Origin of the sequence: Bdellovibrio bacteriovorus, from assembly GCF_025558485.1 — a bacterium.
GTDB classification, from domain to species: domain Bacteria; phylum Bdellovibrionota; class Bdellovibrionia; order Bdellovibrionales; family Bdellovibrionaceae; genus Bdellovibrio; species Bdellovibrio bacteriovorus_G.
Map to the genome: position 1 here is coordinate 705,959 of NZ_CP102930.1, position 22,241 is coordinate 728,199.

The window sequence follows — 22,241 nt, forward strand, 5'->3', positions numbered from 1 at the left end:
GCTCACTTCGCAGTAGCCGTGCTTCCCGCCGAAGCAATCACGATGCAGACGATGGCTGCCCACTGAATGGGAGCCAGAGTTTCTTGCAGGAATAATATCCCTATTAAAGTTGCCACCACGGGTTCAAGGCTCATCAAAATACCGAAAGTCTTGGCGGGCATATCGCGCATTGCTTTCATTTCCAAAGAGTACGGCAATGCACTTGAAAGAATGGCAATCGCAACCCCCATTGGCCACAAGGACGGACTGGTGACCTGATCAAAGTTGGTAACCAATCCCACAGGAAAAGTAACCAATGCGGCAAAACACATTCCGACGGCAGCGTTCGCAGAAGAGGAGCCTTCGGTATTGCCCACTTTTTTTCCGAAAATAATATAAAGACCCCAGAAAACTCCGGCTGCCAAAGCAAGAACAACACCGGTCAAATCCAAAGCATGGGAAACTTCAGAGGTTGGTAAAACCAAATAAATGCCCACTCCTGCCAAAACCGCCCAACAAAGATCCAAGGCCTTCTTTGACGAAAGCAACGCCACAGCCAGCGGACCTGTAAACTCCAACGCAACTGCAATTCCCAGAGGAATTCGTTCAAGAGCCAAGTAGAACAACAGATTCATGGCCCCCAATGAAACCCCATAGGCGGCCAGTGACTTCATGCGCTTGCTGGAATAGTTTTCTTTCCATGGGCGCATAACGAGAACCAGAATCAACGCCGAAATAAACACCCGCAAGGCAGTGGTCCCGGCAGGTCCTGCAACCGGGAAAAGTCCTTTGGCGACCGACGCCCCGAACTGAATGGAAAGCATCGCTATCAAAATGAGACCGATAGATTTATAAAGAGAACTCATTGGACAACTCCGTCACTTTCCTAACAGGGCGCGCGCATTCTAGGGCACGCTTTGGCACTGCAATCTCACACTGAGAATACGTTCTTATAAGTGCTTGAAAGTTCGTTGGCAAATTCTCATTCCAAAACGCGAGCCCTGGCATGGTCATAGCATTAAGGATATATATACCGCGCATCGCAAAGGAGTTCAAAATGACATTCGCTAAGATCTTCACAGCAGCAATCATCACAGTAACAGCGACAGCTTCCTTTGCAGCTACGAAATGCGACAGCAAAGTGAATGTAGGTCGTTTTGCAAATACGAACCCTCCTGCCAAGTTCACTCAAGTTGCTAAAGATGTGAAAACGACGACAAAAGCTGGCGTTCGCTAATCACAAGCAACATTTCCAATTTACCCCCGAACCCCAGGTCTTCCCCCCAAGGCCTGGGGTTTCCCCTTTTTTGACCTCATCACTCAAGGATAATTCAAAGAAAGCCCAGTCCAGCCGCGAAAGACAGTCTCTCATTGATTTTGTGAATAAAGATCATAACAATTGTGTTTTATGGTCAGCCTGCCAGCAGTTCTAGCTATCGACGACGATCCTCGCTTTCTTCAATCCATGAAGACGGCCCTTTCCAGTCGCTATGCCGTTCATCTTGCCCAGAATAGTTCCAGCGCCGCCGAGGTTATGGCTCAGAATCCCCCAAAGGTTATTCTGCTGGATTTCGATTTGGGTTCTGAAAATGGTCACGACCTTCTAAAGTCTTTAAATACAAACCCCTCAAGACCGCCGGTGATTGTGATCTCTGGAAAAGTGGACCTGAAAATGGCCGTGGGGTTTTTGAATCTTCAGATTTTCGGCTTTCTGGAAAAGCCCATTCTGCTGGCAGACTTGCAGACCCTGCTGGATCAGGCCATCAACAATGGCACGCAAAGCGAGATCATTAAGGACTCTGACTTCGAAATGAATCTGGCCACAAGAACTGTCTTTTATCAGGGGCAAGAGATCTATCTTACACAAACCCAGATAGATATTATCAGTCTGTTGGTCAGCAAAAAAGGCACGATCATCACGCGCGATGAACTGACTGAAAAGATCTGGGGCAAAAGCCACATCAGCCGCAATGCTCTGGATACACACCTTTTAAATATCAAAAAGAAGCTTCCTCCCATCAAAGCAGGACTTCGGGTCATCCACGGTCGCGGCTATTGCTATGAAGATTAAAGCCAATATCTATCCTGTTGCCGTCGCCTTGTTGCTGGCGATTTTTTCATTTGCCTCTTTGCCTGACATTCATCGTGTTGCAGAAAACCTACAAATATATTTTGTCATAGCCAAAGTTCTTTCCGGAGTTTTCGCCAGCGGATTGGCCTTTTACTTCTACAAAGAGGACCATCCACTGCACGATGGACCGCGAGCTCTTTTGTTTGCCACCTGTATCTTCTATTGCGTCAGTCTGGTGTGGATGCTTCCTCTGTATGAAGCCGCGTATCTGGAATGTGCTGTGGGCTGCGCGTTTATAAAAACAAAAAGAAAATGGTTCTTTCCTCTTTTCTTCGGCGCAGGAGGCTTCGGGATTATTCTTAGTTACTGGTTGCAGGAACAGTGGCAATGGAAGATTCCGGCCATCACGCGGCAGGACTGGGTTCTGGTTATCGTTATCTGCTTTATTCTTTCCTGGTTTATTCAAAGATATGCTATCGACAACAGCCGCAGGGAAAAAGAACGCCTGCTGCGCCTGAGCCGTATTGGACACGAAACCAACCGTCTGCTTCACGATGTTAAGGGCATGATCTCCTCACCCCTGATTGCGGTGGAAGCGATGAGTGCCGCCGAATCACACTGGACCGTTGACGACTATCAGAGACAGCTTAAATCCTTAAACTCAGAAATGAAGCACATTCGTGACATGCTTCATTCTATCAACAAGATGACCCGATCCCAAAGAACCCGCAGTGCCATCTGCATACGCGAAGTCTTTACAAGCTGCCTGCAAATTCTGGAGCGTCGCCTGCACAATGCGCAAATCTCCCTGCCCACCCAGCATATCGTTCACACAGATGCGGATGTTTTGCGCTCTGCACTTTTTAATCTGATGCTAAATACCGTGGAAGCTTTTGAAAGAAACAAAACCTCTCAGCCTTCCATCACGGCCATCTGGGACAAAAGCACTTTGATTTACTCAGACAATGCCGGATCTTACAATTCGACCTCTGGACAAGCCGAAGGTAACTCTGGTGTGGGAATGGAAATTCTGAAGTCTGATCTTGAAAGTTTGGGGATCGCAGCCAAAATCAAACTGCGACCTTCCGGAATTGAAGTTCGTATGAAGTTCCCGCAGAACGCCTAGATATTCAGGATATAGCCGGAACCATGAACAGAGGACAGATGATCCTTTAGCTCCGGAATTTTTCGTTTAAGATTATACAGGTGTGTATCCAAAGAGTTCTTCGCCACGTGACGGCCTCCCCAGATGTTCTTTTCCAGTTCTTCACGGGTGATCAACTGGCGTGACTTGGCATAAAGAGTTTCAAGGATAATGTATTCCACTCGAGTCAACGGACAGGAACGCCCTTTAAAGCTGGCGCTGCGGTTCACCTGATTCAAAATCAAAGATGAACTGAACCAATCAATGGCCTGCAAGCGACTGTTCAATTCCTCTTCCATGATTGGCTTTTCGATAAATCCGCTAACACCATAGTTAACGGCATTGATCGCCATTTCCTTACTGGAGTGTCCCGTCACAATAATAATATGAGAACGCGGATGAGAGCTGCGAATCGCCGGAATTAAATCAAAGCAAGTTTTACCATTCAGATTGTGATCCAGGAAGAACAGATCCCATGGGCCTTCCGCAATAGATTTCAGAGCCTCCTCATAGGAGTGCACATACTGGATTTCGCCAATATGACTGAACTTCGCTTGGAAAAGCAGGGCGAAATCCTTGTTGTCATCAACAAGAAGTACTTTCTTCTTCATGGCTCCTTCTTACGTTCTATATTACCACTAAGAATTGAATCGGTTGCTCTGTTAAAGCAGTGTTAAAAACTAAACTAACATCAACTTAGTAAGCAGACATTAGAAGAGTTTTATTCATACTTTGAATTGAGTATTTCTTGAGTTTTCCAGAAAGAATCTGAAACTGCTATCGCCCATATGGATGACCATGAATATGGGGTTTAAAAAACCCCACAGCTTTTTACAGCTGTGGGGTTCGATTGCAAAACTTGAACGCCTAGGGATGCTAATTCAGGCGTACAAGTGTACTCGTCACTTCATCACCGTTGAAATATGCTTTCATTGTCGAGCAAGCATACTCATAACGGATTTCATTGTTGGAACCGTCGATATAACTGATGCTGCCTTCACTCCAATAGCGAGAGCAGGAACTGTCATACTTCAGGTTCTTGGATTTCAGAGCAAACACGACTTTTACTTCAGTTTGCTTGCCTTGATTGTCAGGCTCCATCACACCGGAAACACCAAAGAAACCATCAAACTTTGCGCTGCCCTTTTGATAAGGCTGACTCATGTCCTCTGGAGTATAAGTGTTGTCCCATTGGGTCTGCCACTTCCATTTCCAATCGAAAGACACTGGCGTCTTTGCGTGTCCAACAACAGTCCCGGTGTAAGCGGAAGAATAACCCATAGAACTGGATGTGCTCTTCACCTCAAAATAACCATCGTAAATATCGGTGAACTCTTCGTGAGGAGCAATGTAGGCATTCGAAAAATCAAAGTCGTAACGGTATCCACCGCCCCAACCTTTATTTTCAGCGCCAACAGAATCCATGAAGTCCACGATCTTATAGCTACCCTGTCTTTTTGCAAATCCGCCGCCTTCAGTGGAAACCCGATCACAGCTGTATTTAACTTCCAAAGACAAAGGAATGCCGTCACCATCCGCATCCACAGTCGGATCCGGATTTTTTGTCGTGCAAGAATCAAAGATCCCCACAAAGCCGGCAGGCATTACCACCGGACTGACTGCATTTCCTGATGGCACCAGACTTTGCATCGCCGTGGTCACCCCTTGAGTTCCGAAGATCGCTGTCGCCTGCGCCAGACTTACGCTGCCACCGGCTGCCGTCAAAGCACCGCCGCCACCACCGCATCCATTAAGCAGCAGGCCCAAGCCTGCCACCGCGAAAATACTTTTATTCATACTTAACCCCTTTCCTGAGTTTTAGATCCCAGAAATTAGAAGTTGTAAGTGATGGAAGCTTGAGTCAGAACGTCGTTACCATTGATTTGTCCAGTTGTGGAACCAGCTACAACACCATCAAGAGCGAAGTTGTTGTATTTCAAACCAATGCCCGCAGCCACAGTTGTGTCGTTTTTATTTGTGATAGTCTCGTCAGCAGGAGCTGTTTGATTTTTATCCTGCACACTGCTCAACAAGAAGCTTTGAGACACGGATGCGCGAACCACCGCCCATGAATTCAGCTCTGCCTCAACACCCGCGAAGATTGGCAGGTTCATCGCTGTGATGTCCTTGCCGATTTCACGTTTTGCGTAAGACAAAGAAGCACCATAGTAAACATTTTTGATTTTGCGGCTTAGGATACCAACTTCCGCACCAATGTCTTTTACATCAGTATCACCGGCAGTTGCTTCGTATTTACCTGCGCCCCAGTTCAATTTACTGAAGAAGTAGTTTGTGCCCATCTCTTGTTCAAAGTTCAAAGTGATGTAAGGAGCACCCACAGTTTTATCAGTGCCTGTTTCTGTAACGGCAATAGCTTCAACCGTACCTGAGAACTCCATGCCATCACGGTCGATACCATAGCGAAGCGCCAGATACTGTTCTTTTGTATCTGTGGTTTTGTCTTCAGAATTGGACAAAGCAACAGAAGCACCCCAACCATCTTTTGCGTAGAAAATTTCCACTGGATTGTTTTGACCTTCAGCTGCCGTCGCACCAGCACGCAGACTTTGCTGGATCGGGCTCAAGTGGCCAACATAAACACCCATGTTTGCACCGAACTCATCAGTGAACAGGCCACCTTCTGCTTTTGGTGCAGAAGTGTTTGCGGAACCACCCAGTTCCAATGTCAGGTATTTACCCAATGAGTTTACGTGGGCTGGATTCTCGAATACTGTTTGAGAATCTTTCAAGAACTCTGCCTTCTGCAAAGCTTGAACGCGGGCTTTAGAAGCCATCGCTGGAGTTGCTGCAACTAAAGACAGTGCGGAGACAAGAACAAACTTTTTCATTAATTGAACCTCATGTTGTTGTTATGAAATGTTTTGCTTATGCACAAAAACTTCAGCAAACGTGCATCAACATGGTCAAATAATTTTGCTTTTTACCTCTACTCACATGACTCACGCGCAAACTTTGTGTACGCGATTTGCTGTTAACATCACTCTGAAATCCGCACCCAGAGCCAATTTTAAAGAGGTGATTTAAAAAATAGTTTTCGAAAAACATGTCCTCGATATATTTTCAAATCCCCCCTGTTTCGGGGATGCAAATATTTTTTAGAAATGCTTCTTCTTAAATTCTTATCTCAGAATTTTTTACACATTCCGACTTTCGGACTTCGATTCATCCTAATTTCAGACACTTAAATCTCGAACCACACCGACATTAATTTTGCACGCGAGTTTTTACTTACAGCGATTGAAGAGGATATTTCAATTCAAGCGGCTTTAGGGAAAGTCATACGTGCTTACGGGGTAAAAGAGTTCTCAAAAAAGGTTCGCATGCCCAGTTCTAACATCCTGAGAGCCATCAACCCAAAATCAAACCCTACACTCGAAACAATTAACAAGCTTCTAATGCCTTTTAAGCTGCGACTGAGCTTTAGGCCCATCAAGAAATCTGCCTAATTAGTCAAAAGCCCGGAACTCCGGGCTTTTGACTTTCTCTGTCCAGCCAATCCGAATTACGTCCCCGAGTCTTTGCCAGCTAAAACCCAACCAAACCACATAAAGTCATATCTTTTGCACCTTTCTTTTTACTCAGTGTTTTTAAGTATTTACATATGTATTTATATTTGTATTTACATTTTTTCAGAATTGGAATAGCTTTAACATGAGATTCGAACTGGAAATCGACGAGGCAAACAGGCTAAACATGGCCTTTCAGCTAAAGATATTGAGCGCTTTTTCAAGGGCCAACCAGCTTATACAAACGACGACAAACACTCTGAGATAGAGCCTCGCTTCATCGCCTTTGGACAACTGGATTCCCGCTTTATCTTTGTGGCCTTTACCGTCAGAGCCACCAACGGCAAGCTTCTGATCAGGCCGATTTCAGCCCGATATGCTCGAGAAAATGAAATAAGGAAACTCTATGAAAAAACCTTCAAGTAAAAAAAGTAAAAGCCAACAAGATCCCCTGGACCGAGATCTTTCATCCCTGATTGAAAATGGGAAGTGGAAGTCATTTGCGGATATCTATGATCTGGAGATTAAGAAGAAGGATACGACCATTACTTTAAGAGTTCCTGCGGATCTTCTAGCCGAACTCAAGAAGATAGCAAATAAGGATAAGACTGATTACCAGAAGCTTATTAGAAAGGCCCTGATCGAGCTTGTGATTAAGAGAGCCTCATAGATGGCTGCGACTTTCCAACAGGAATGGATACAGGCTCCTGAGTCAGAACAAACTCCAATTTGGTCAAAAATAGGTATTGTTTTTTACTATTTTTGGTCAAAAATATGGGTAGTTATAGCCATATTTTCACTCATGACTGCCCGATATTTACCAGGAAGAGACTCCGGAAGAACTTACGAGAAAGAGTAAGCCCCATCTTATGGATGAGGCTTATTTTAAAAGCACTAACCAGCTTTTGCGTATTCTGGAGTCGCATGATTTTGTACATGCTTTTCAATCAAATCCAAAATGGCGTGACCCGCTTTTTCATCAATATTTTGCCCTTCAATGACACTTCTTTGAAAGGCAAAGGGGAAGGCTTCGCCAGAAGTGGCCCGCACACCGAACTCCAGGCGCTTATTCCAAAAGTAATACAGAGGTCCGGCAATCAATCCCAGTCCGAAGAATGGCAACAATACCATCCCGATAACCAGAGCTTCTTGCCATGGGCGGGTATAACCAAAATACCCCGTTGCGACCTTCGTCAACGGAACTACAACACGCTTTGTACCACTCCAAGACGATGCCGTATAAGTCACCTTGCCATGGTCTAGCGTGAATTTCACTGTCGGATCCATACCAACCAGACTTAGTAAAAAGCCAATAAGCCCCGCCTGACGGCCCTGGATTGAAATATAAGACTCGGTCGGTGCTGGTGTGTTGTTTGTTTTCCAGCTTTTAATTACCAAAGCCATCTGATGCCTCCAATTTGTTGTTGGAGGCGTTTCGGAGTATGCGAGGAGAACTTTATAAAAAGCTCGTTCAAGAATTATTCAACTCCAATAGAGCGGGATAGGTGCGTCCCTAAAAGACACAAAAGCTTAAGACCTAAATGACGACTTAAAAATAAAAAAAGCCCAGGGGTTACCTGGGCTTTCTCTTCTCAACTTTTAAGACTAGGTCTTAGAAAGTGTAAGTGTAAGCAACTTGAGAGAAGAAGTTGTTAGAGTTGATAGTGCCACCAACTGTATCAGAGAATGTAGCATCGATCATGCTCTTACCGAATTTGATACCTGCGCCAGCAGCCATCTTAGTGGAGTCAAGATCTTCTTTATCGCCATCTGTAGCAGGAGTGCCAGAGATGTCTTTAGTTTCATTCAGGATCACGTTTTGAGCAACGGATGCACGAAGAACCAACCAAGAAGCTGCGTTAGCTTCAACACCCATGTAAACTGGCAAAGTCATAGACTCAGTAGTGTCTTTAGTTTTAGAAGAAGCCAACTCTACACCGTAGAAGAAGTTACCTTCGTCAGTTTTAACCAAAGTGTTTACCATACCAAGTTTGTATGAAGTTTTTTCAACAGTTACATCGTTTACTGGAGCTGGGAAAGAACCTTCAACTTTTACAGTTTTGAAGTTACCGTAAACTTCCATTTCTGGAGATACATGGTAACCAACAGTCAAAGATGTCAAAGCTTTAGACTCAACAGTTGCTGTATTTGTACCGTCGTTCAATTCAGACTTCGCGCCCAAACCTTGAACCAACTCAACATCCCAAGCACCATTAGTCGCGCCAACCGCTAGACCTGCAGAGTTAGCTTTTGTGCCAGCGCCATCATCTTTACCGTTGCTGTACTTAACAGTGATACCGTAAGTCCAGTCAGCCATTTTAGATGCATAGAACAAGTTCAAACCATTTTGTTCAAGCATGAATGTACCAGTCATACCAGCAGTTGCGACCAGAGTATTACCTTTAGCAACGGCCTCAGAGAAGTCAGCAGAACGACGACCGAAGTAAACACCGAATGCAGAATCATCACCGTGGCGTTTTACGAAACCACCTTCAGCGTGCGGAGCTGCCGCATCACCAGTACCACCCCACTCGATAGTTGCTTGCTCAGAAAGAGCCAAGAACTGGTAAGGTCTGTCAAATGCGCTTTGGAAATCCAAAACGTGACGAGAGTTATTCAAAGCCTCAACGCGTGCTTTAGAAGCCATTGCTGCTGGAGCTGCTGCCATAGTCAAAGCTGCTGCTACTAGAATCTTTTTCATTGTTGCATCCTTTCGTTTCGTTGCAATCGTATGATTTTCTTTTAAATCCATTAAAAGTTTTAATCGAGTACACAAAAAATGCTAATGAGGACCTAGCCCAAGATCAACAACAAAAATTTTCGGTACGTTTTCATTGCGCCTAAAACTTCATCAACGCGATTCACCTTGTGCCCTTCAGAACACATCTTTTTGTGACTAAACCCCTGTGCGGGGGAATTCAATTTTTTAGAACAATTATTCCACTCAAACTCGCGCCAGCAGCGGGTTTGAAGGAAACTTCTTAAAGAGCAATTTCTGAAGGTCGCCAAAGGTCCGGTGGACAATAAAACACTGTTTGCGGCCCAAAAAAGATTCAAGAAACGACAATTGACGCGAAATTTCAAAATCTCCATGCCACGCTAGATCAAGGTCCAGCTTTACGATGTTTTTACGTTACACAACTGGACCTTGGTCTTACCATCTTTTGGTACCCAAAACATTCACACTATATATAAGGAGCTACTTTGAAAAAGAATGTACTTATCGCGGGCCTATTAATTATGTGCGGTTTCAGCGCCCAAGCTGTTGAAATCTCTGGACTGACAGTGAACGGAGAGGTCGCATTTGACTATAACTTCCTGTCCACCAAGAGCACTGCCATGCCATACACCGATAGCGTCAACAATGAAGCTTATCGCTTGCGCAATGCTCAGATCCTTATCAGCAAAGAAACGGATCAAATTTATTTCCTGACTCGCTTGGCTTACACACCAACTACTTACGTCTCCGCAGTAGATACAACAGGACCCACAGTAACCTCTTCCACAAATAACTTTGGTGCTCTTGAACAGGCAGAGATCTTCTATAAACCAATGCAGAACTTGTACGTTGGTTTCGGTCGCTTCCTGACAACAATGGGCTATGAGTCTTTGATGAAGTATGAAAATGCATTCTATACAACAACAATCGCCTACCAAAGCATTGTTCCTGGTTACGGCGAGGGTTTGCGTGCGAAGTACGTTGCTGGCGACTGGCTGACGGCAACCCTTTCCACTTACAACCAAGCCAAATATGGTGCTTTCGGTGACGACTACACGCCAACCAAAACAACTGAGCTTTCTTTCACCGGAAAAATTGCTGGCGACTTCACATGGTTTGCCGGTTATTACCTGGGTACTGACAAACCAGATACTACCAAACCAAAGGTTGAGAACTCTGCTTCCAGTGTATGGGCTTCTTATCAAATCACAGAAAACATGCTGGCAGCTTTGATCTATGACTCTTACACCACAAAACCAGATGGCTCCGGCACTCAGTGGGCTGATGCCAGCACAGCTTTGATCACTTATGGTTTGGGCATGAACAATCTGGCCCTTCGTTATGAGATGGTTCGCGGTGCAGGCACTTTGGCTTACGGCACTGGCGAAAAAGTGGATTCACTGACTGTGGGTGATAAAATCGTTCTTAACGAAAATCTGAATGTCTATGTCGAGTACCGCATGGATAAAGCAGACGAGAAAGTTTTTGTGGATGCCGACGGCTCTCCAACAGACTCTGCAAACGTAATCACTCTGGGCGCCTTGGCGCACTTCTAAAACCATCATCAGATAGCCAGTCATGATAGTATCAAATGATACTATCATGACCTGCTTACTCTACTAATTAAATCAATATAACAATGGTCAGCCCATGTTTTTGCCACAAACGTTTATGCAGAACGGACATACGCTTTCAAGCTATCCTCAACGGATTTCATCTCTATGCCAAAACATGATTCGCCAACATCATAGTCTGGCTATAGAAGGAAATGAGCTCAGTGAAGAGCAAATAACCGCTATCCTTGAAAATAAAAGGGTTCTTGGCCCGGAAAAACAAATTATGGAAGTGCAAAATGCACTGAAGGTTTATGACTCCCTGATGGCCTTTAATCCGACTCAAGAAAAACACCTGCTTAAAGCGCACAAGCTTCTCATGCAAGGGCTGTTTAAGAATGCTGGCAAATATCGAACTGGGCAGGTTGGTATTCTGAAGGGCACAAAAGTCAGTCATGTGGCCCCTCCCGCAAAGAATGTTCCTCACTTAATGGGCGAATTATTTAGCTTTCTTCAAAAAGACCACGAGATCTCCGTGATCATTAAAGCTTGTGTATTTCACTATGAGCTTGAATTCATCCACCCCTTTGAAGATGGCAATGGTCGCATGGGCAGACTGTGGCAACAGCTACTGCTTATGAAACATTCCCCTGTTTTCGAGTATATTTCCACGGAAACACTCATCCACAAAAAACAGATGCAATACTACTCAGCCCTTGAAAAGTCCGATAAAGCTGGAGATTCAACGGCTTTCTTGGAGTTCTCCTTGGAAGTTATTCTTGCCGCTCTTAATAACTTCAAAGCCAATCAACGTCCACCCAAAGCAAGCGTCAGGGATCGAATCCACTACGCACTTGAACACTTTGGCGAGAGCTCTTTCAGTCGAAAAATCTATATGGAACTTTTCCCAGAAATTTCAACGGCCACAGCCAGCCGAGATCTGGCTTTAGCGGTAAGAGAACAGAAAGTCACCATCACCGGAGAAAAGGCCGAAGCAACCTACAAAGCGTCTCGCCCGAAGTAGACTCGTACGGCACCATATCCGGGAATTAACTAAATATAATCCGCTACTTAGGACAGACGCCGAGCTGACAATTTCGAGATTTGTTTTATTGGGGAAAGTCAGCTATATATTAAGTACCTCTTTTCTCTGACTTCTTACAGACCTCAGAGAGTCACTCTAATCTGTTCAATCACAAGTAATTGCTGACACTAACAGGACTTCGACGGCGGCTTTGTCGCATAAAGATTCTCCTTTTCGCCTGCCTAACTTGTGATAATCTCAAATAAAAGGAAATACAGCCTGACAATGCAAAAAAAGAAAATCCTCAACGGCACCATAAAAAGACATCCAGACGGATTTGGTTTTTTTATCCCTGACGACAAAGATCACCCGGACGTTTATATCCCCCGCCATTCCATGGAAGGCATCATGACCAACGACAAAGTGGCCATCGAAGTTTTCCCAGAAAAAGGCGGCGAACGTTTCCGTGGTGAACTGGTGCGTGTTCTATCACGCGGAACCAAAACTGTAGTGGGCCGTTTTTATAAAATGAATGAGCGTACCGGCGCCCTTCGCGATGAAGGCAAAGGCTGGGGCCAGGATCTGAAGATCAAAATCGAAGATTCCATGAACGCCAAAGACAAAGAGCTTGTGGCGGCAGAAATTCTCAGCTATCCCGATGAAGGCAAACCCTTTACAGGCAAAGTGACCGAGATCATCGGCAATGCTCTGGACCCTTTGACTGATATCAAACGCGTGATCCGCGCAAATAATATCCCTCTGGAATTTTCCAAGGCCACTTTGGAAGAAGCCGAACATTTTGGCGAAGTACCTGAAGAAAAAGATTTCCAGGGTCGCCGGGATCTGCGCGATAAAGCTTTGATCACAATTGACGGCGCCACCGCAAAAGACTTTGACGATGCTGTTTATGTTGAAATGACCAATGAAGGCTTCCGTCTTTATGTTGCCATTGCCGACGTCAGCCACTATGTGAAAATCGGAACGGCGATCGATAAGGATGCCTACGAACGCGGAACTTCCGTTTATTTCCCGAACTATGTGGTTCCAATGCTTCCGGAAGTTCTAAGTAACGGACTTTGTTCCCTAAACCCGCATGTTCCACGCCTGTGCCTTGTCGCCGAAATGCTTTTCGACTTTACCGGAGAACTCATTAAATCCGATTTCTATGAAGGCGTCATGGAAAGCAAGGCCCGCGTCACTTACGGTGAGGCTCAGGAAATTATTGACGGAAATAACGTCGAAAAACACCAGCACGTTAAAGAGCACATCCTAAGACTTTATGACCTGGCAAAAATCCTGATGGCAAAACGCTTTAAGGAAGGATCTCTGGACCTGGAAATTCCGGAAACAGAACTGGTCATTGATGGCGCCGGGGTTCCCGTTGACATTCAACGCTCTGAACGCTTGTTCTCTCACCGTTTGATCGAAGAGATGATGCTGGCTGCGAACGTTGCTGTCGGCAAATTCCTTTCGGGTCGTAATATCCCGGCTCTGTACCGCATCCACGAACCACCTAATGAAATGGCCATTCGCACTCTGGAAAAATATCTGGAGAACTTCGGCGGAAAAACAAAGCTGGGCACCGGCAAGCTGCAAAAGCGCCTGACCAAGGCTTTGGAGGAGTTTGAAAACCGTCCGGAATCGCAAATCCTGAATATCCTGACATTGCGATCCATGAGCCAGGCCAAATACAGTATGAACAATGTGGGTCACTTCGGTCTGGGGTTTGAGTTTTATACTCACTTCACATCCCCGATCCGTCGCTATCCTGACCTGATTGTGCATCGTTTATTAAAAAATCAAGTGATGCCAAATTCTCGTTACCGCCTGATGAGCGAAGACGATCTGTCCACGGCGGGAACAATCCTTTCCGCGGCAGAACAACGTTCAGTAAAAGCGGAACGTCAGGTTCAATCCATCAAAAAGGCCCGTTTCATGGAAAAATTCGTAGGGCAGGAATTTGATGGCATGATCAGCTCTGTCGCAAAATTCGGTGTCTTCGTTCTTTTGCGTGAATATGATATTGACGGTCTGGTTCGTCTGGATGACTTGGGTGGTGACCGTTTTGAATTCGACGAGGAAAATCTTCGTCTGGTCGCAAAACGTTCCGGGTTCTCTTACAGTATTGGTGACAGTATTCGTATTCAGGTTGTGGCCGCTGATCCCGAGCAAGGACAAATTAACTTTGCTCTGGCAGGTTTGGAAAAAGAGGAACACGAGGATGAGCAGACTGCTGCTGAAAGATCTGCTTCCGCAGTTCTAAAAAAGCTACATGCCCAAAAACGTCCGAAAGATCATATTGCCCGCGGTAAAGAACGCCATGCAGATCGCTCTGAACGCAAGGGTCGCCCCGAACGGGAGCAAGACCGAAAGCACGGCAAATCCAAGGATGCTGGCAAAAAGAACTTCCGTGAGGAAGGACCTGATCGCTTCAAGCAGAAAAACAAAGTTCAGGAACACGGAAAATCCCGTTTCTTTGGTGATGTTCGCAAAGATGTGCCAGAGGGAAGCTCTGAAAAACTGCGTAAGGTTGAAAAACAATACAATCTGAAACCTCGTCAACTTGATGAAGAGGATAAAAAAGGTCCAGACAAGACTTTACTCGAGATGATCCTTGGTCCAGAGAGATACCGTGAACAGGTCAATGGGGATGCTTCGGACAAACCAAAGCTCAGTAAAAAATTGATGTTTGCCGAACAGTCTAAACTCCGGGATAATGACGATTATTCGGAGAAGAATAGTGACAGCCTTAAGCACCGGACGCCAGATCGGAAAGACTCTAAAAAACGCGGCAAGACTCAGAACGATCGTGGGGGTGTTCGCAAAGCACGGCTTTCATCAGGTCGCGGAAAAGGTAAAACTCGGTAAATTCATTATCCAAAGGCTAAACGCAAGCTCTGACGTTGAGGACCTCTCAATGCCAGAGCGCATGCGGATGAGCTTTGAGGAACTGGGTCCCACTTTCGTAAAGCTGGGACAGCTTCTTGCCACCCGTCCCGATCTTGTTCCCGAAGAATACGTCGCTGAATTTGAAAAGCTGCATGACCGCGTTCAGTCCATCTCATTTGAAACTGTGGAAGCAGTTCTGCGTGAAGAGTTCGGAAACACCCTTTATCAAAAATTTGAATCCATCGACAAAGAGCCTCTGGGTTCTGCCAGCATCGCTCAAGTACACCGTGCCCGTCTTAGCACCGGTGAAGATGTGGTTATCAAGGTTCAGCGCCCTGGCATCATTCAGACGATCAATGATGATCTGAATGTTCTTTACCTACTGGCGGAACTTCTGGTGACGTACATTCCCGAAACCAGATCCTATAATCCGGTGGGCATTGTCGATGAATACTTCCGCACCCTTGAACTTGAAACCAATTTCGTGGTTGAAGCCAATAACATTCGTCGCTTTCAGGGTAATTTCGCGGGTGATGAAAATATCAAAATCCCCAAAGTCTATCTGGATCTGACCACTGAACGGGTTCTGGTGATGGAAGCTCTTCCTGGGGTTCCTTTAAGCCAGGAATCCTCGCTGCTACAAGCCGGTATCAACCCTGAAGAGGTCATTCGCAGAGGTCTGAAAGCTTATCTGAAGATGGTTTTCCATGACGGCCTTTTCCACGGCGACCTGCATGCTGGGAATTTCTTTGTTTTGCCCGAAAATAAAATCGGTTTGATTGACTTCGGTGTCGTCGGTCGATTGAATTCTCGCACTCAGGCTTCGATTGCCAACATGCTGTTAGCACTGTCCCGGGAGGACTACGAACGACTGGCGTATGAATATGTGGACCTGGCCCCGTTCACGGACCGCGTGAATGTGGATATTTTTGCGAAAGACCTGCGTGAGCTGATTGCGCCTTATTTCGGTCTGACTTTGAAAAATGTTAATTTAGGCAAGGTGCTGATGCGTTCTTCGGGAATCGCGGCCCGCCACCACATCCATGTGCCGACGGATCTAATGCTTTTCTTCAAGTCCATCGTGGCGATTGAGGGCATGGGCCGTAAAATCCACAAGGACTTTGATTTCCTGCAATACTCTTTGGAATTTGCCGGTGAACTGGCCAAAACCCATTTCGGACCGGACAAGTTAATAAATGAAATGTCCCAGATGGCCCGGGAATCAAAAAATTTCCTAAATTCATTACCACGCCAGCTGAATTTCTTCCTGCGCAAGGTGAACAGTCCGGATCATGCTTTCCGCCTGCATGTGGGGGAAATCAAAGAACTGAAAAGGTCCGTCGAAAGTTCGTCGAATCTTTTATTCCTGGCAGTCATTATCGCGGCCTTGATTCTAAGTTCATCCTTTATCTTTGTTCATCCCACCGAAAATCACATCATGGGAATGCCAACAATGAGCTTTGTCGGCTATGCCATCGCAGTGATGTTGGGAATGCTGGCCTTTTTAAATTATATCAGAAAACCCTGAGGCGGAGACTTGATGCAACAGTTGTATTATGAGCTGAGCGTACTGGCAAAAGCTGTGAACTTCAAAAATCTGTCCGCGGCAGCACTGCACGTGGGGTTAAGCCAACCTCAACTTTCCCGCATTATTGCAAAGATCGAAGACGAACTGAAAATCGTTCTGTTGGATCGTTCCGCCAAAAGAAAATCCGGCTGGACCAGCGTGGCTTTTCAGCTGTCAGAGATTTTTGAAAAGTCCATTCGCCGTCTGGAAACTGAACTGCAAGGTATCAGCAACAATCAGATGGTGGCAGAACTGCACATCGGCACGCTGGAAGGCCTGTCGGACTTTGCATTGAATGCTTCCCGTCTGTGCTTTGAAGAAGTCGGTGTTAAAAAGATCACTTTGGATATCTTTGATCTGAACGAGCTGGAAGCCAATTTCCTTTCCGGAAATCTGGATTTGATCTTCACTTCCAAGCAACCCGGTCGTCAGAAATTTAAATACCTGATGGAACTGGGCTTCCAAAGACTTGAATCCATCGAGACTTCCAAAAAGTTCAACGTCTTAAGCACCTTTGAATACGGCAGAGCCAATAAAAAGGAGCTGGAGCAGTTCCCGCATCTGTTTGTTTCAAACTCTTTATCCATTCGCCGTTCCTGGTTTGAAAACAACGGCGGCACAGGTCATTTACCCACTGAAGCCAAACGTGGCCGCGCCAAAGATGCCGAACCCGTGCTGATGATCGGTTCAGAATTATTAAGCCCCATGCTGTGGGAAAACATCACAGCCGCCATCGAAGAATAAATAACTTAGGTACGGACTTACTTTTTAGTGACGCCATAAAACGTCACCGCTGTTGAAATAATGCACAGGTCTCTTCCTCTAAGCCTCGTAATGAGACACTGGGCTCTGGCACCCCCCTTGCTCCTAAGGCTTCCGGATTCTTTTAACGGAGGACTTATGGAATTCCTATTGTCACTTGGTCGTGGTTTTACTTCTTCAGACGCTTTCTGGATGTGGGCTATTTTGGCTGCTCAGGTGGTCTCTGTCGCGATTATCGCTGAACGCTCTATCGCGCTTTTTGTAAATCGCAAAATCAATCAAAAAGATCTGTCTAAAGCAATCGCTGAGGATATTAAAGGCGGTAACTTGGACAAGGCTCTTCGTCGTTCACTGCAATTGAGCGCCAAAGAACCGCTCGGCGTTGTCGCGTCCGCGGGTATTCAGGCAGCCATTGATATGGGTGGCAAAGAAGAAATTCAACTTAAGATGGATGAAATCCTTCTTGAGGAAAACACCCGCATCGAAAAACGTATCGGTTTCCTGGCGATGTTTGCCAACGTGGCAACATTGATCGGTCTATTAGGTACAATCACGGGTCTGATCCACTCTTTCGCGGGTATCGCAAATGCCAACCCGGTTGAAAAAGCAGCAATCCTTTCCAATGGTATCTCTTTGGCGATGAATACAACAGCTTATGGTCTGTTGGTTGCGGTTCCCGCTTTGATCATGTACGCAGTTCTGCAAAACCGTGCTTCCCGTTTGACGGAAGATCTGAACAAAGCTGCCTTGAACCTTTTCATCCAGCTGGGCTTCCACTACGCACCCGTATCTGACAAGAAAGAAAGATCGCTTGTATGAGCCACAAGAAAGAGTTGAACTTTGAAATCAATATCCTTCCCATTCTGGATATCCTTTCCGTCCTGATCTGTTTTCTGTTGTTGACGGCGGTGTTTGTTCAGATCGGGACTCTGGATACCAAGCAGGCCGTTGGAGACAACTCCACAGCCGGCGCCAAAAATCCCCCTTCACTGTGGGTGACGATGGCTGCTGACGGTGGAGTTCAGCTCTCTCTACGTAATGTGCCTAAAGCCAAGGTTCTTGAATCCCGCATTGGTAAATCCACCAAGGGCGTGAATTGGGAAGCTTTGGAAGGCAAACTGAAAGCCCTGCGCGATCAGTATCCAGATCTTAAAACAAGTGTTGTACGTCCTGAGGCGAATACATCTTACGGAGACGTTATCCGTGTGATGGATCACCTTAAACAAAGTGCCTTTGAAGGCGTGGGCTTGTCCCCGCTGGGGTAGGAACTATGAAAAAGACATCCTTTTTGGAAACTTCCACATCCAAACGCTCCCCAATGAAAGATGCCCTTGCATTGGGTGGTGGCGGCAAGAAACAAAGCCTGCTTCGCCGTGATCTGGCTTTGGCGCTGCCTTTAACTTCCCTGATCGACGCGTTTTCGATCATCGTGATCTATCTGCTGATTGGAACTCAAAACGGCGGAATGGAAACTCAGGTTCCATCCCGCATCAGTCTTCCAATGGCCAATCACAGTCAGGGTGTCGAAAAAGTGGCTCCTATCCTGCGCATCGAAAAAGGCAATTACTTCCTGGACGACAAGCGCATTGCAGCCCGCGACCTGACAGACAAACTGGCTGAAATCAAAAAGAACTCTGAAGAAAAAGATCTGGAGTTGATGATTCAGGCCGATACAGAAATGAAGTACGCCGAGCTGGATCCTCTTATCAAAGCAGGTTCCCTGGCAGGTATCGAGAAACTTAAATTTGCAGTGGTGCCAGGAAAATGAAAAATCTAAGACGACTTACTATTCTCAGTGTTGTTTGCCTCGGAGTATTAAATGTTCGTCTTGCACATGCCGACAAGATGAATTCCGGAACTCAGGATCTGGTCATCCAAAAGATGGAACGGGTCCTTTCCGCTATTGGCAAGGAAGATCCTTCCTGGGTTCCCACGCAGCAGCGTTTAGCCGATCTTTTGGCTGAACGTGCTCGTGATCGCTTCATGCTGGAAGTGGAGGCAAACTGCGACGGTTGCAAAGGCTCCAAAGCCGACCGTCAAAAGGCCATCGGAATTTATGAAGAGCTTCTTCGTCAGGTTCGTATCAACGAACATGGTCCGATCCTGTTCCAATTGGCTCACCTTTACGAAATGGCCGGTCAAAATGACAATGCCATCCGTTTGTTTGAACAAATCATCAAAGAAGCCAAAACAAAGAAAATCAATCCTTCGATTGTCTCCCGCTCTCACGCTGCTTTGGGTGATCTTCTTTTCCAAAAGAATAAATTCGTTGATGCCCGCAAAAACTACGTCGTGGCCCTGAAAGACAACAAGCTCGAAAACCGCGCCCTGGTCACTTACAATATGGCTTGGTGTGATTTCAACGAAGAAAAGCTTTCCTCTGCGATTTCCATCATGGAAAATCTTCTGAAGAACAAACACCTGATCACTCGCGACACAGAAGAAGGCTCTAAATACGATCCTGTCTTCCATGCCGATATTATGCGCGACCTGGCGACGTTCTATTCCCGTAAAGCTATTACTGACAAAGAAATCAATGAGTTTGAGTCTTTGGCTCCGGCTCAGAACCGTAAAGAGCTGATGTTCCATTTCGCTTCTGAAGCGGACCGCTTGGGCCAAAAACAAGCGGCTCACAAAATCCTGAACCGCTACTTGGAACAACCTGACCTGACAAAAGAAGAACGTCTGGAAGCCTTCGTGCGCATGGCACAGGTGAACTATGATCGTGGCCAGACGACTCAATCCACTCAAGACTTCGCCAAAGCGGCAGCGGCATTCAAAAATACAGGCTGCGAAGAGTCCAAGTGTGAAGAACTGCAAAAAACCATGAAGCGTTATGTAACAGAACTTCACCGCTCCAAGAAATTGAAGCCGGATCAGGATCTGATGAACGCTTACTTGATCTACAATAAAACATTCCCTTCTGACATCGACATGGCGAACCGTGGTTCACAGATCGCAATGGAGATGGCGAAATATCCTCTGGCTATTCAGATCTATCGCAGTATCAGCGAAAGCCGTTCTTTCCCCAAGAAAGACCGCGAAGCCGCTTTGGCTAACGAAGTTTCCGCAGCAGAAAAGTCCCAGGATTTGAAACTGCGCCGCGAAGCTTATATGCACTTCCTGAAATATTCCGACGATGACACGAAATCCTTCGAAGTTCGTTATCAGCTGGCATATCTAAGTTATCAGGAAAAAAATCTGAAGGAAGCTGCGTTGGCTTTCAACGAGCTGGCAATGGATAAAAAAGGCAATGCCGACCTTCGCAAAAAGTCTGCGGATCTGTCTTTGGATGCTGCCGCTCAACTTAAAGATGAAGAAGCTTTGCAAAAGTGGGCCTGGGATTATTCTGAAAAGTTCCCGGCACACAAAGTTGAATTTGCAACAATGGCCCGCAAGGCCCTGATGAATCAGGTGGCCGCTGTTGCCAACAACCCGAAGTCATCCGTATCTGAACATTCAAAACTGCTTAAGAAAGTTCTGACCACAGATGTGTCTGGCGCCAAAGCCAATGAAAAGATTCTTTTCTACAATAACATTGCCGTTCTGGCTCAGAAAACTGGCGAAGAGTCCACTTACGTTCAGGCCGTGCTGGCCCAGATTGCAATGCCGGAAGTGCCGGTTTCCCGCAAAGACGAGCTACGTGAACAACTGGCGGCTCACTATGAAAAACATCTGGATTTCAAAAGTGCTTACCGCATGGCTTCTCAAGTTCAAAGCTCCAGGATGTCTGACAAAGACCGTGAATTCCGTCTGGGTACTCTGGCGGACTTGGCCGACATGAATCCTGAAAAACACTATAAGGCTGCTTTGAAAGCCGGTCTGAAGGGCGATCGTGCCCTGGTGATGAGATCCCGTTTAGTGCTGCTGTCTTCCAATCCTGTCAAAGAACTGAAAGCGCAAGCCAAGGATCTGAAAGCAAAACCGGATCTTCTGAATGAAACCGCTTTGTTGGTTTATGCTCGCACCATGGATAAAAAAGGCCTGAAGTCTGTCTTTGAAATGAAAGAGCTTCGTCGTAAATCTGCGGCTCAGTTCTTCCAGAAGCAGGACTTCTACAATAAGGTCGGCCAATTCCACCCAACAATTGCCCGTCATCAGCTAAATGCGAAGAACGACCGCACCGTTCAGAAATCCATTCAGGATCGCATGGGTTTGACGGCAAAGGCTGACAAGCTTTTGAAAGAATCCCTGGCTCTTAAAGATATTACGGCACAATTGATTATGTTGAATATCGTGGCTTCGGAAAATGACCGTCTGGTGCGTGATCTTGCGGCCCTGCCAATGCCAAAGGGTCTAAGCCCGGCGGAACAAAAGCAGTACGTTGCAATCCTCAAAGGCCGTTCCAAGCCCTATCTGGTGAAAGCAAGAACTGCTCGCCAGAAAATGGATGAATTGTGGGCAAGCTCTCCGGCCCTGGGGCAATTGGCAAACGAATACAAAATGGCCCGCCCGGAAATTCAAAAGCTCCTGGTGCGTGAAATGCAAATTCTGGAAGAGCTTCCAGGTCGTGGCCGCATGAAAACTGCGGTGTCCGATGCTTTGGGCACCTCTTCATTCACCAGCAAAGATCTGGTTTCCGCACGTAAATCCGTGTCTGAAAACCCATCTAATGTGCGTGACCTTGAAAACCTGAAATACCTAGAGACAAAAATGGGCCACCCCCTGATGCCGTCGTATCTGGAAGCCCGTTTAAATCAAATTCAGAGAGGAAAAAGCCTATGAAACAGGTGATTTTTCTGGCCCCCCTTTTGCTATCTTTACTAGCGGTACCAGCTTCCGCGTCTCAAAAGGCGACAGGAGCGAATAAGGTGAAAAAGGAGCAAAGCCATAGGCCCAAACTCGGCACCTCGTTCAAATTTGATGGCAGTGCCCTCAGAGGTAAGTACCAAAGTTCGTTAAACACCAAGGCAACCGTTGAGAATGACAAGCTTCTTGAGGATCTGCTGGGTGGTAGAAACCGGTTCGATGACAAAATCGACCAAGACGAGAAAAGAAACTAGGAT

21 protein-coding genes are annotated in these 22,241 nt (G+C 46.1%); 15 read left to right on the forward strand and 6 right to left on the reverse strand.

Annotated elements, in window-relative coordinates; translation table 11 throughout:
* Positions 1-2 precede the first annotated feature (2 nt).
* Positions 3-845, reverse strand: a complete 843-nt coding sequence (locus tag EZJ49_RS03615; RefSeq protein WP_262554419.1) for an EamA family transporter — start codon at positions 843-845, stop codon at positions 3-5.
* 191 nt (positions 846-1,036) lie between these two features.
* Here EZJ49_RS03615 and EZJ49_RS03620 point away from each other — a divergent pair, with 191 nt between their 5' ends.
* From EZJ49_RS03620 to EZJ49_RS03630, 3 genes are all read left to right on the forward strand, one after another.
* Positions 1,037-1,216: a hypothetical protein gene (locus tag EZJ49_RS03620; RefSeq protein WP_262554420.1), complete on the forward strand. Its 180-nt coding sequence runs from the start codon at positions 1,037-1,039 to the stop codon at positions 1,214-1,216.
* Positions 1,217-1,387: 171 nt separating this feature from the next.
* The gene (locus EZJ49_RS03625) at positions 1,388-2,050 is read left to right on the forward strand and encodes a response regulator transcription factor (RefSeq protein WP_262554421.1); all 663 of its coding nucleotides are present in this window, start codon (positions 1,388-1,390) and stop codon (positions 2,048-2,050) included.
* Entirely contained in the window at positions 2,040-3,176 is a 1,137-nt protein-coding gene (locus EZJ49_RS03630; protein WP_262554423.1) for an ATP-binding protein, read from the forward strand. The genes EZJ49_RS03625 and EZJ49_RS03630 overlap by 11 nt, the downstream gene beginning before the upstream one ends.
* Here the strand turns inward: EZJ49_RS03630 and EZJ49_RS03635 are convergent.
* The 3 genes from EZJ49_RS03635 to EZJ49_RS03645 form a co-directional block, all read right to left on the reverse strand.
* Positions 3,173-3,805: a response regulator transcription factor gene (locus tag EZJ49_RS03635; RefSeq protein ID WP_262554425.1), complete on the reverse strand. Its 633-nt coding sequence runs from the start codon at positions 3,803-3,805 to the stop codon at positions 3,173-3,175. The two genes, EZJ49_RS03630 and EZJ49_RS03635, sit on opposite strands and share 4 nt — an antisense overlap.
* Positions 3,806-4,070: 265 nt before the next feature.
* Complete coding sequence (locus EZJ49_RS03640; protein WP_262554427.1) at positions 4,071-4,991, reverse strand: hypothetical protein; 921 nt, start codon at positions 4,989-4,991, stop codon at positions 4,071-4,073.
* A gap of 35 nt (positions 4,992-5,026) precedes the next feature.
* Positions 5,027-6,043: a hypothetical protein gene (locus EZJ49_RS03645; protein ID WP_262554428.1), complete on the reverse strand. Its 1,017-nt coding sequence runs from the start codon at positions 6,041-6,043 to the stop codon at positions 5,027-5,029.
* An 828-nt stretch (positions 6,044-6,871) separates the two neighbouring features.
* Between EZJ49_RS03645 and EZJ49_RS16405 the strand changes: the two genes are divergently transcribed.
* Positions 6,872-7,147 carry a BrnT family toxin gene (locus EZJ49_RS16405; protein WP_410468754.1) on the forward strand — a complete coding sequence of 92 codons (276 nt, stop codon included), beginning with the start codon at positions 6,872-6,874 and terminating at the stop codon, positions 7,145-7,147.
* A complete protein-coding gene (locus tag EZJ49_RS03650) occupies positions 7,128-7,391 on the forward strand; it encodes a BrnA antitoxin family protein (protein WP_262554429.1) in 264 nt (87 codons plus the stop codon). Before EZJ49_RS16405 ends, EZJ49_RS03650 begins: the two co-directional genes overlap by 20 nt.
* A 224-nt stretch (positions 7,392-7,615) precedes the next feature.
* On the opposite strand, the gene EZJ49_RS03655 is transcribed toward EZJ49_RS03650, so the two are convergent.
* Together EZJ49_RS03655 and EZJ49_RS03660 are read right to left on the reverse strand one after the other, a co-directional pair.
* Positions 7,616-8,125 carry a hypothetical protein gene (locus EZJ49_RS03655; protein WP_262554430.1) on the reverse strand — a complete coding sequence of 170 codons (510 nt, stop codon included), beginning with the start codon at positions 8,123-8,125 and terminating at the stop codon, positions 7,616-7,618.
* Between the two features lie 208 nt (positions 8,126-8,333).
* Positions 8,334-9,389 (reverse strand): hypothetical protein, encoded by a 1,056-nt coding sequence (locus EZJ49_RS03660; RefSeq protein ID WP_262554431.1) that lies wholly within the window; start codon positions 9,387-9,389, stop codon positions 8,334-8,336.
* A gap of 536 nt (positions 9,390-9,925) precedes the next feature.
* Between EZJ49_RS03660 and EZJ49_RS03665 the strand changes: the two genes are divergently transcribed.
* The 10 genes from EZJ49_RS03665 (at position 9,926) to EZJ49_RS03710 (ending at position 22,238) form a co-directional block, all read left to right on the forward strand.
* Entirely contained in the window at positions 9,926-10,996 is a 1,071-nt protein-coding gene (locus EZJ49_RS03665) for a porin (RefSeq protein ID WP_262554432.1), read from the forward strand.
* 94 nt (positions 10,997-11,090) lie between these two features.
* Positions 11,091-12,017, forward strand: coding sequence for a Fic family protein (locus tag EZJ49_RS03670; protein WP_262554434.1), 927 nt, complete (start codon positions 11,091-11,093; stop codon positions 12,015-12,017).
* Positions 12,018-12,266: 249 nt separating this feature from the next.
* Positions 12,267-14,885, forward strand: coding sequence for a ribonuclease R (gene rnr / locus EZJ49_RS03675; RefSeq protein WP_262554436.1), 2,619 nt, complete (start codon positions 12,267-12,269; stop codon positions 14,883-14,885).
* 49 nt (positions 14,886-14,934) lie between these two features.
* The gene (locus EZJ49_RS03680; RefSeq protein WP_262554439.1) at positions 14,935-16,434 is read left to right on the forward strand and encodes an ABC1 kinase family protein; all 1,500 of its coding nucleotides are present in this window, start codon (positions 14,935-14,937) and stop codon (positions 16,432-16,434) included.
* Positions 16,435-16,446: 12 nt separating this feature from the next.
* Positions 16,447-17,217 (forward strand): LysR family transcriptional regulator, encoded by a 771-nt coding sequence (locus EZJ49_RS03685; protein WP_262554441.1) that lies wholly within the window; start codon positions 16,447-16,449, stop codon positions 17,215-17,217.
* Positions 17,218-17,373: 156 nt separating this feature from the next.
* On the forward strand, positions 17,374-18,054 hold the full coding sequence (locus EZJ49_RS03690; RefSeq protein ID WP_262554443.1) for a MotA/TolQ/ExbB proton channel family protein: 681 nt from the start codon (positions 17,374-17,376) through the stop codon (positions 18,052-18,054).
* A complete protein-coding gene (locus EZJ49_RS03695) occupies positions 18,051-18,500 on the forward strand; it encodes an ExbD/TolR family protein (protein WP_262554445.1) in 450 nt (149 codons plus the stop codon). Before EZJ49_RS03690 ends, EZJ49_RS03695 begins: the two co-directional genes overlap by 4 nt.
* Positions 18,501-18,505: 5 nt before the next feature.
* Entirely contained in the window at positions 18,506-19,003 is a 498-nt protein-coding gene (locus tag EZJ49_RS03700; protein ID WP_262554447.1) for an ExbD/TolR family protein, read from the forward strand.
* Entirely contained in the window at positions 19,000-21,960 is a 2,961-nt protein-coding gene (locus EZJ49_RS03705; RefSeq protein ID WP_262554449.1) for a tetratricopeptide repeat protein, read from the forward strand. The genes EZJ49_RS03700 and EZJ49_RS03705 overlap by 4 nt, the downstream gene beginning before the upstream one ends.
* The gene (locus EZJ49_RS03710; protein WP_262554450.1) at positions 21,957-22,238 is read left to right on the forward strand and encodes a hypothetical protein; all 282 of its coding nucleotides are present in this window, start codon (positions 21,957-21,959) and stop codon (positions 22,236-22,238) included. Before EZJ49_RS03705 ends, EZJ49_RS03710 begins: the two co-directional genes overlap by 4 nt.
* Positions 22,239-22,241 lie beyond the last annotated feature (3 nt).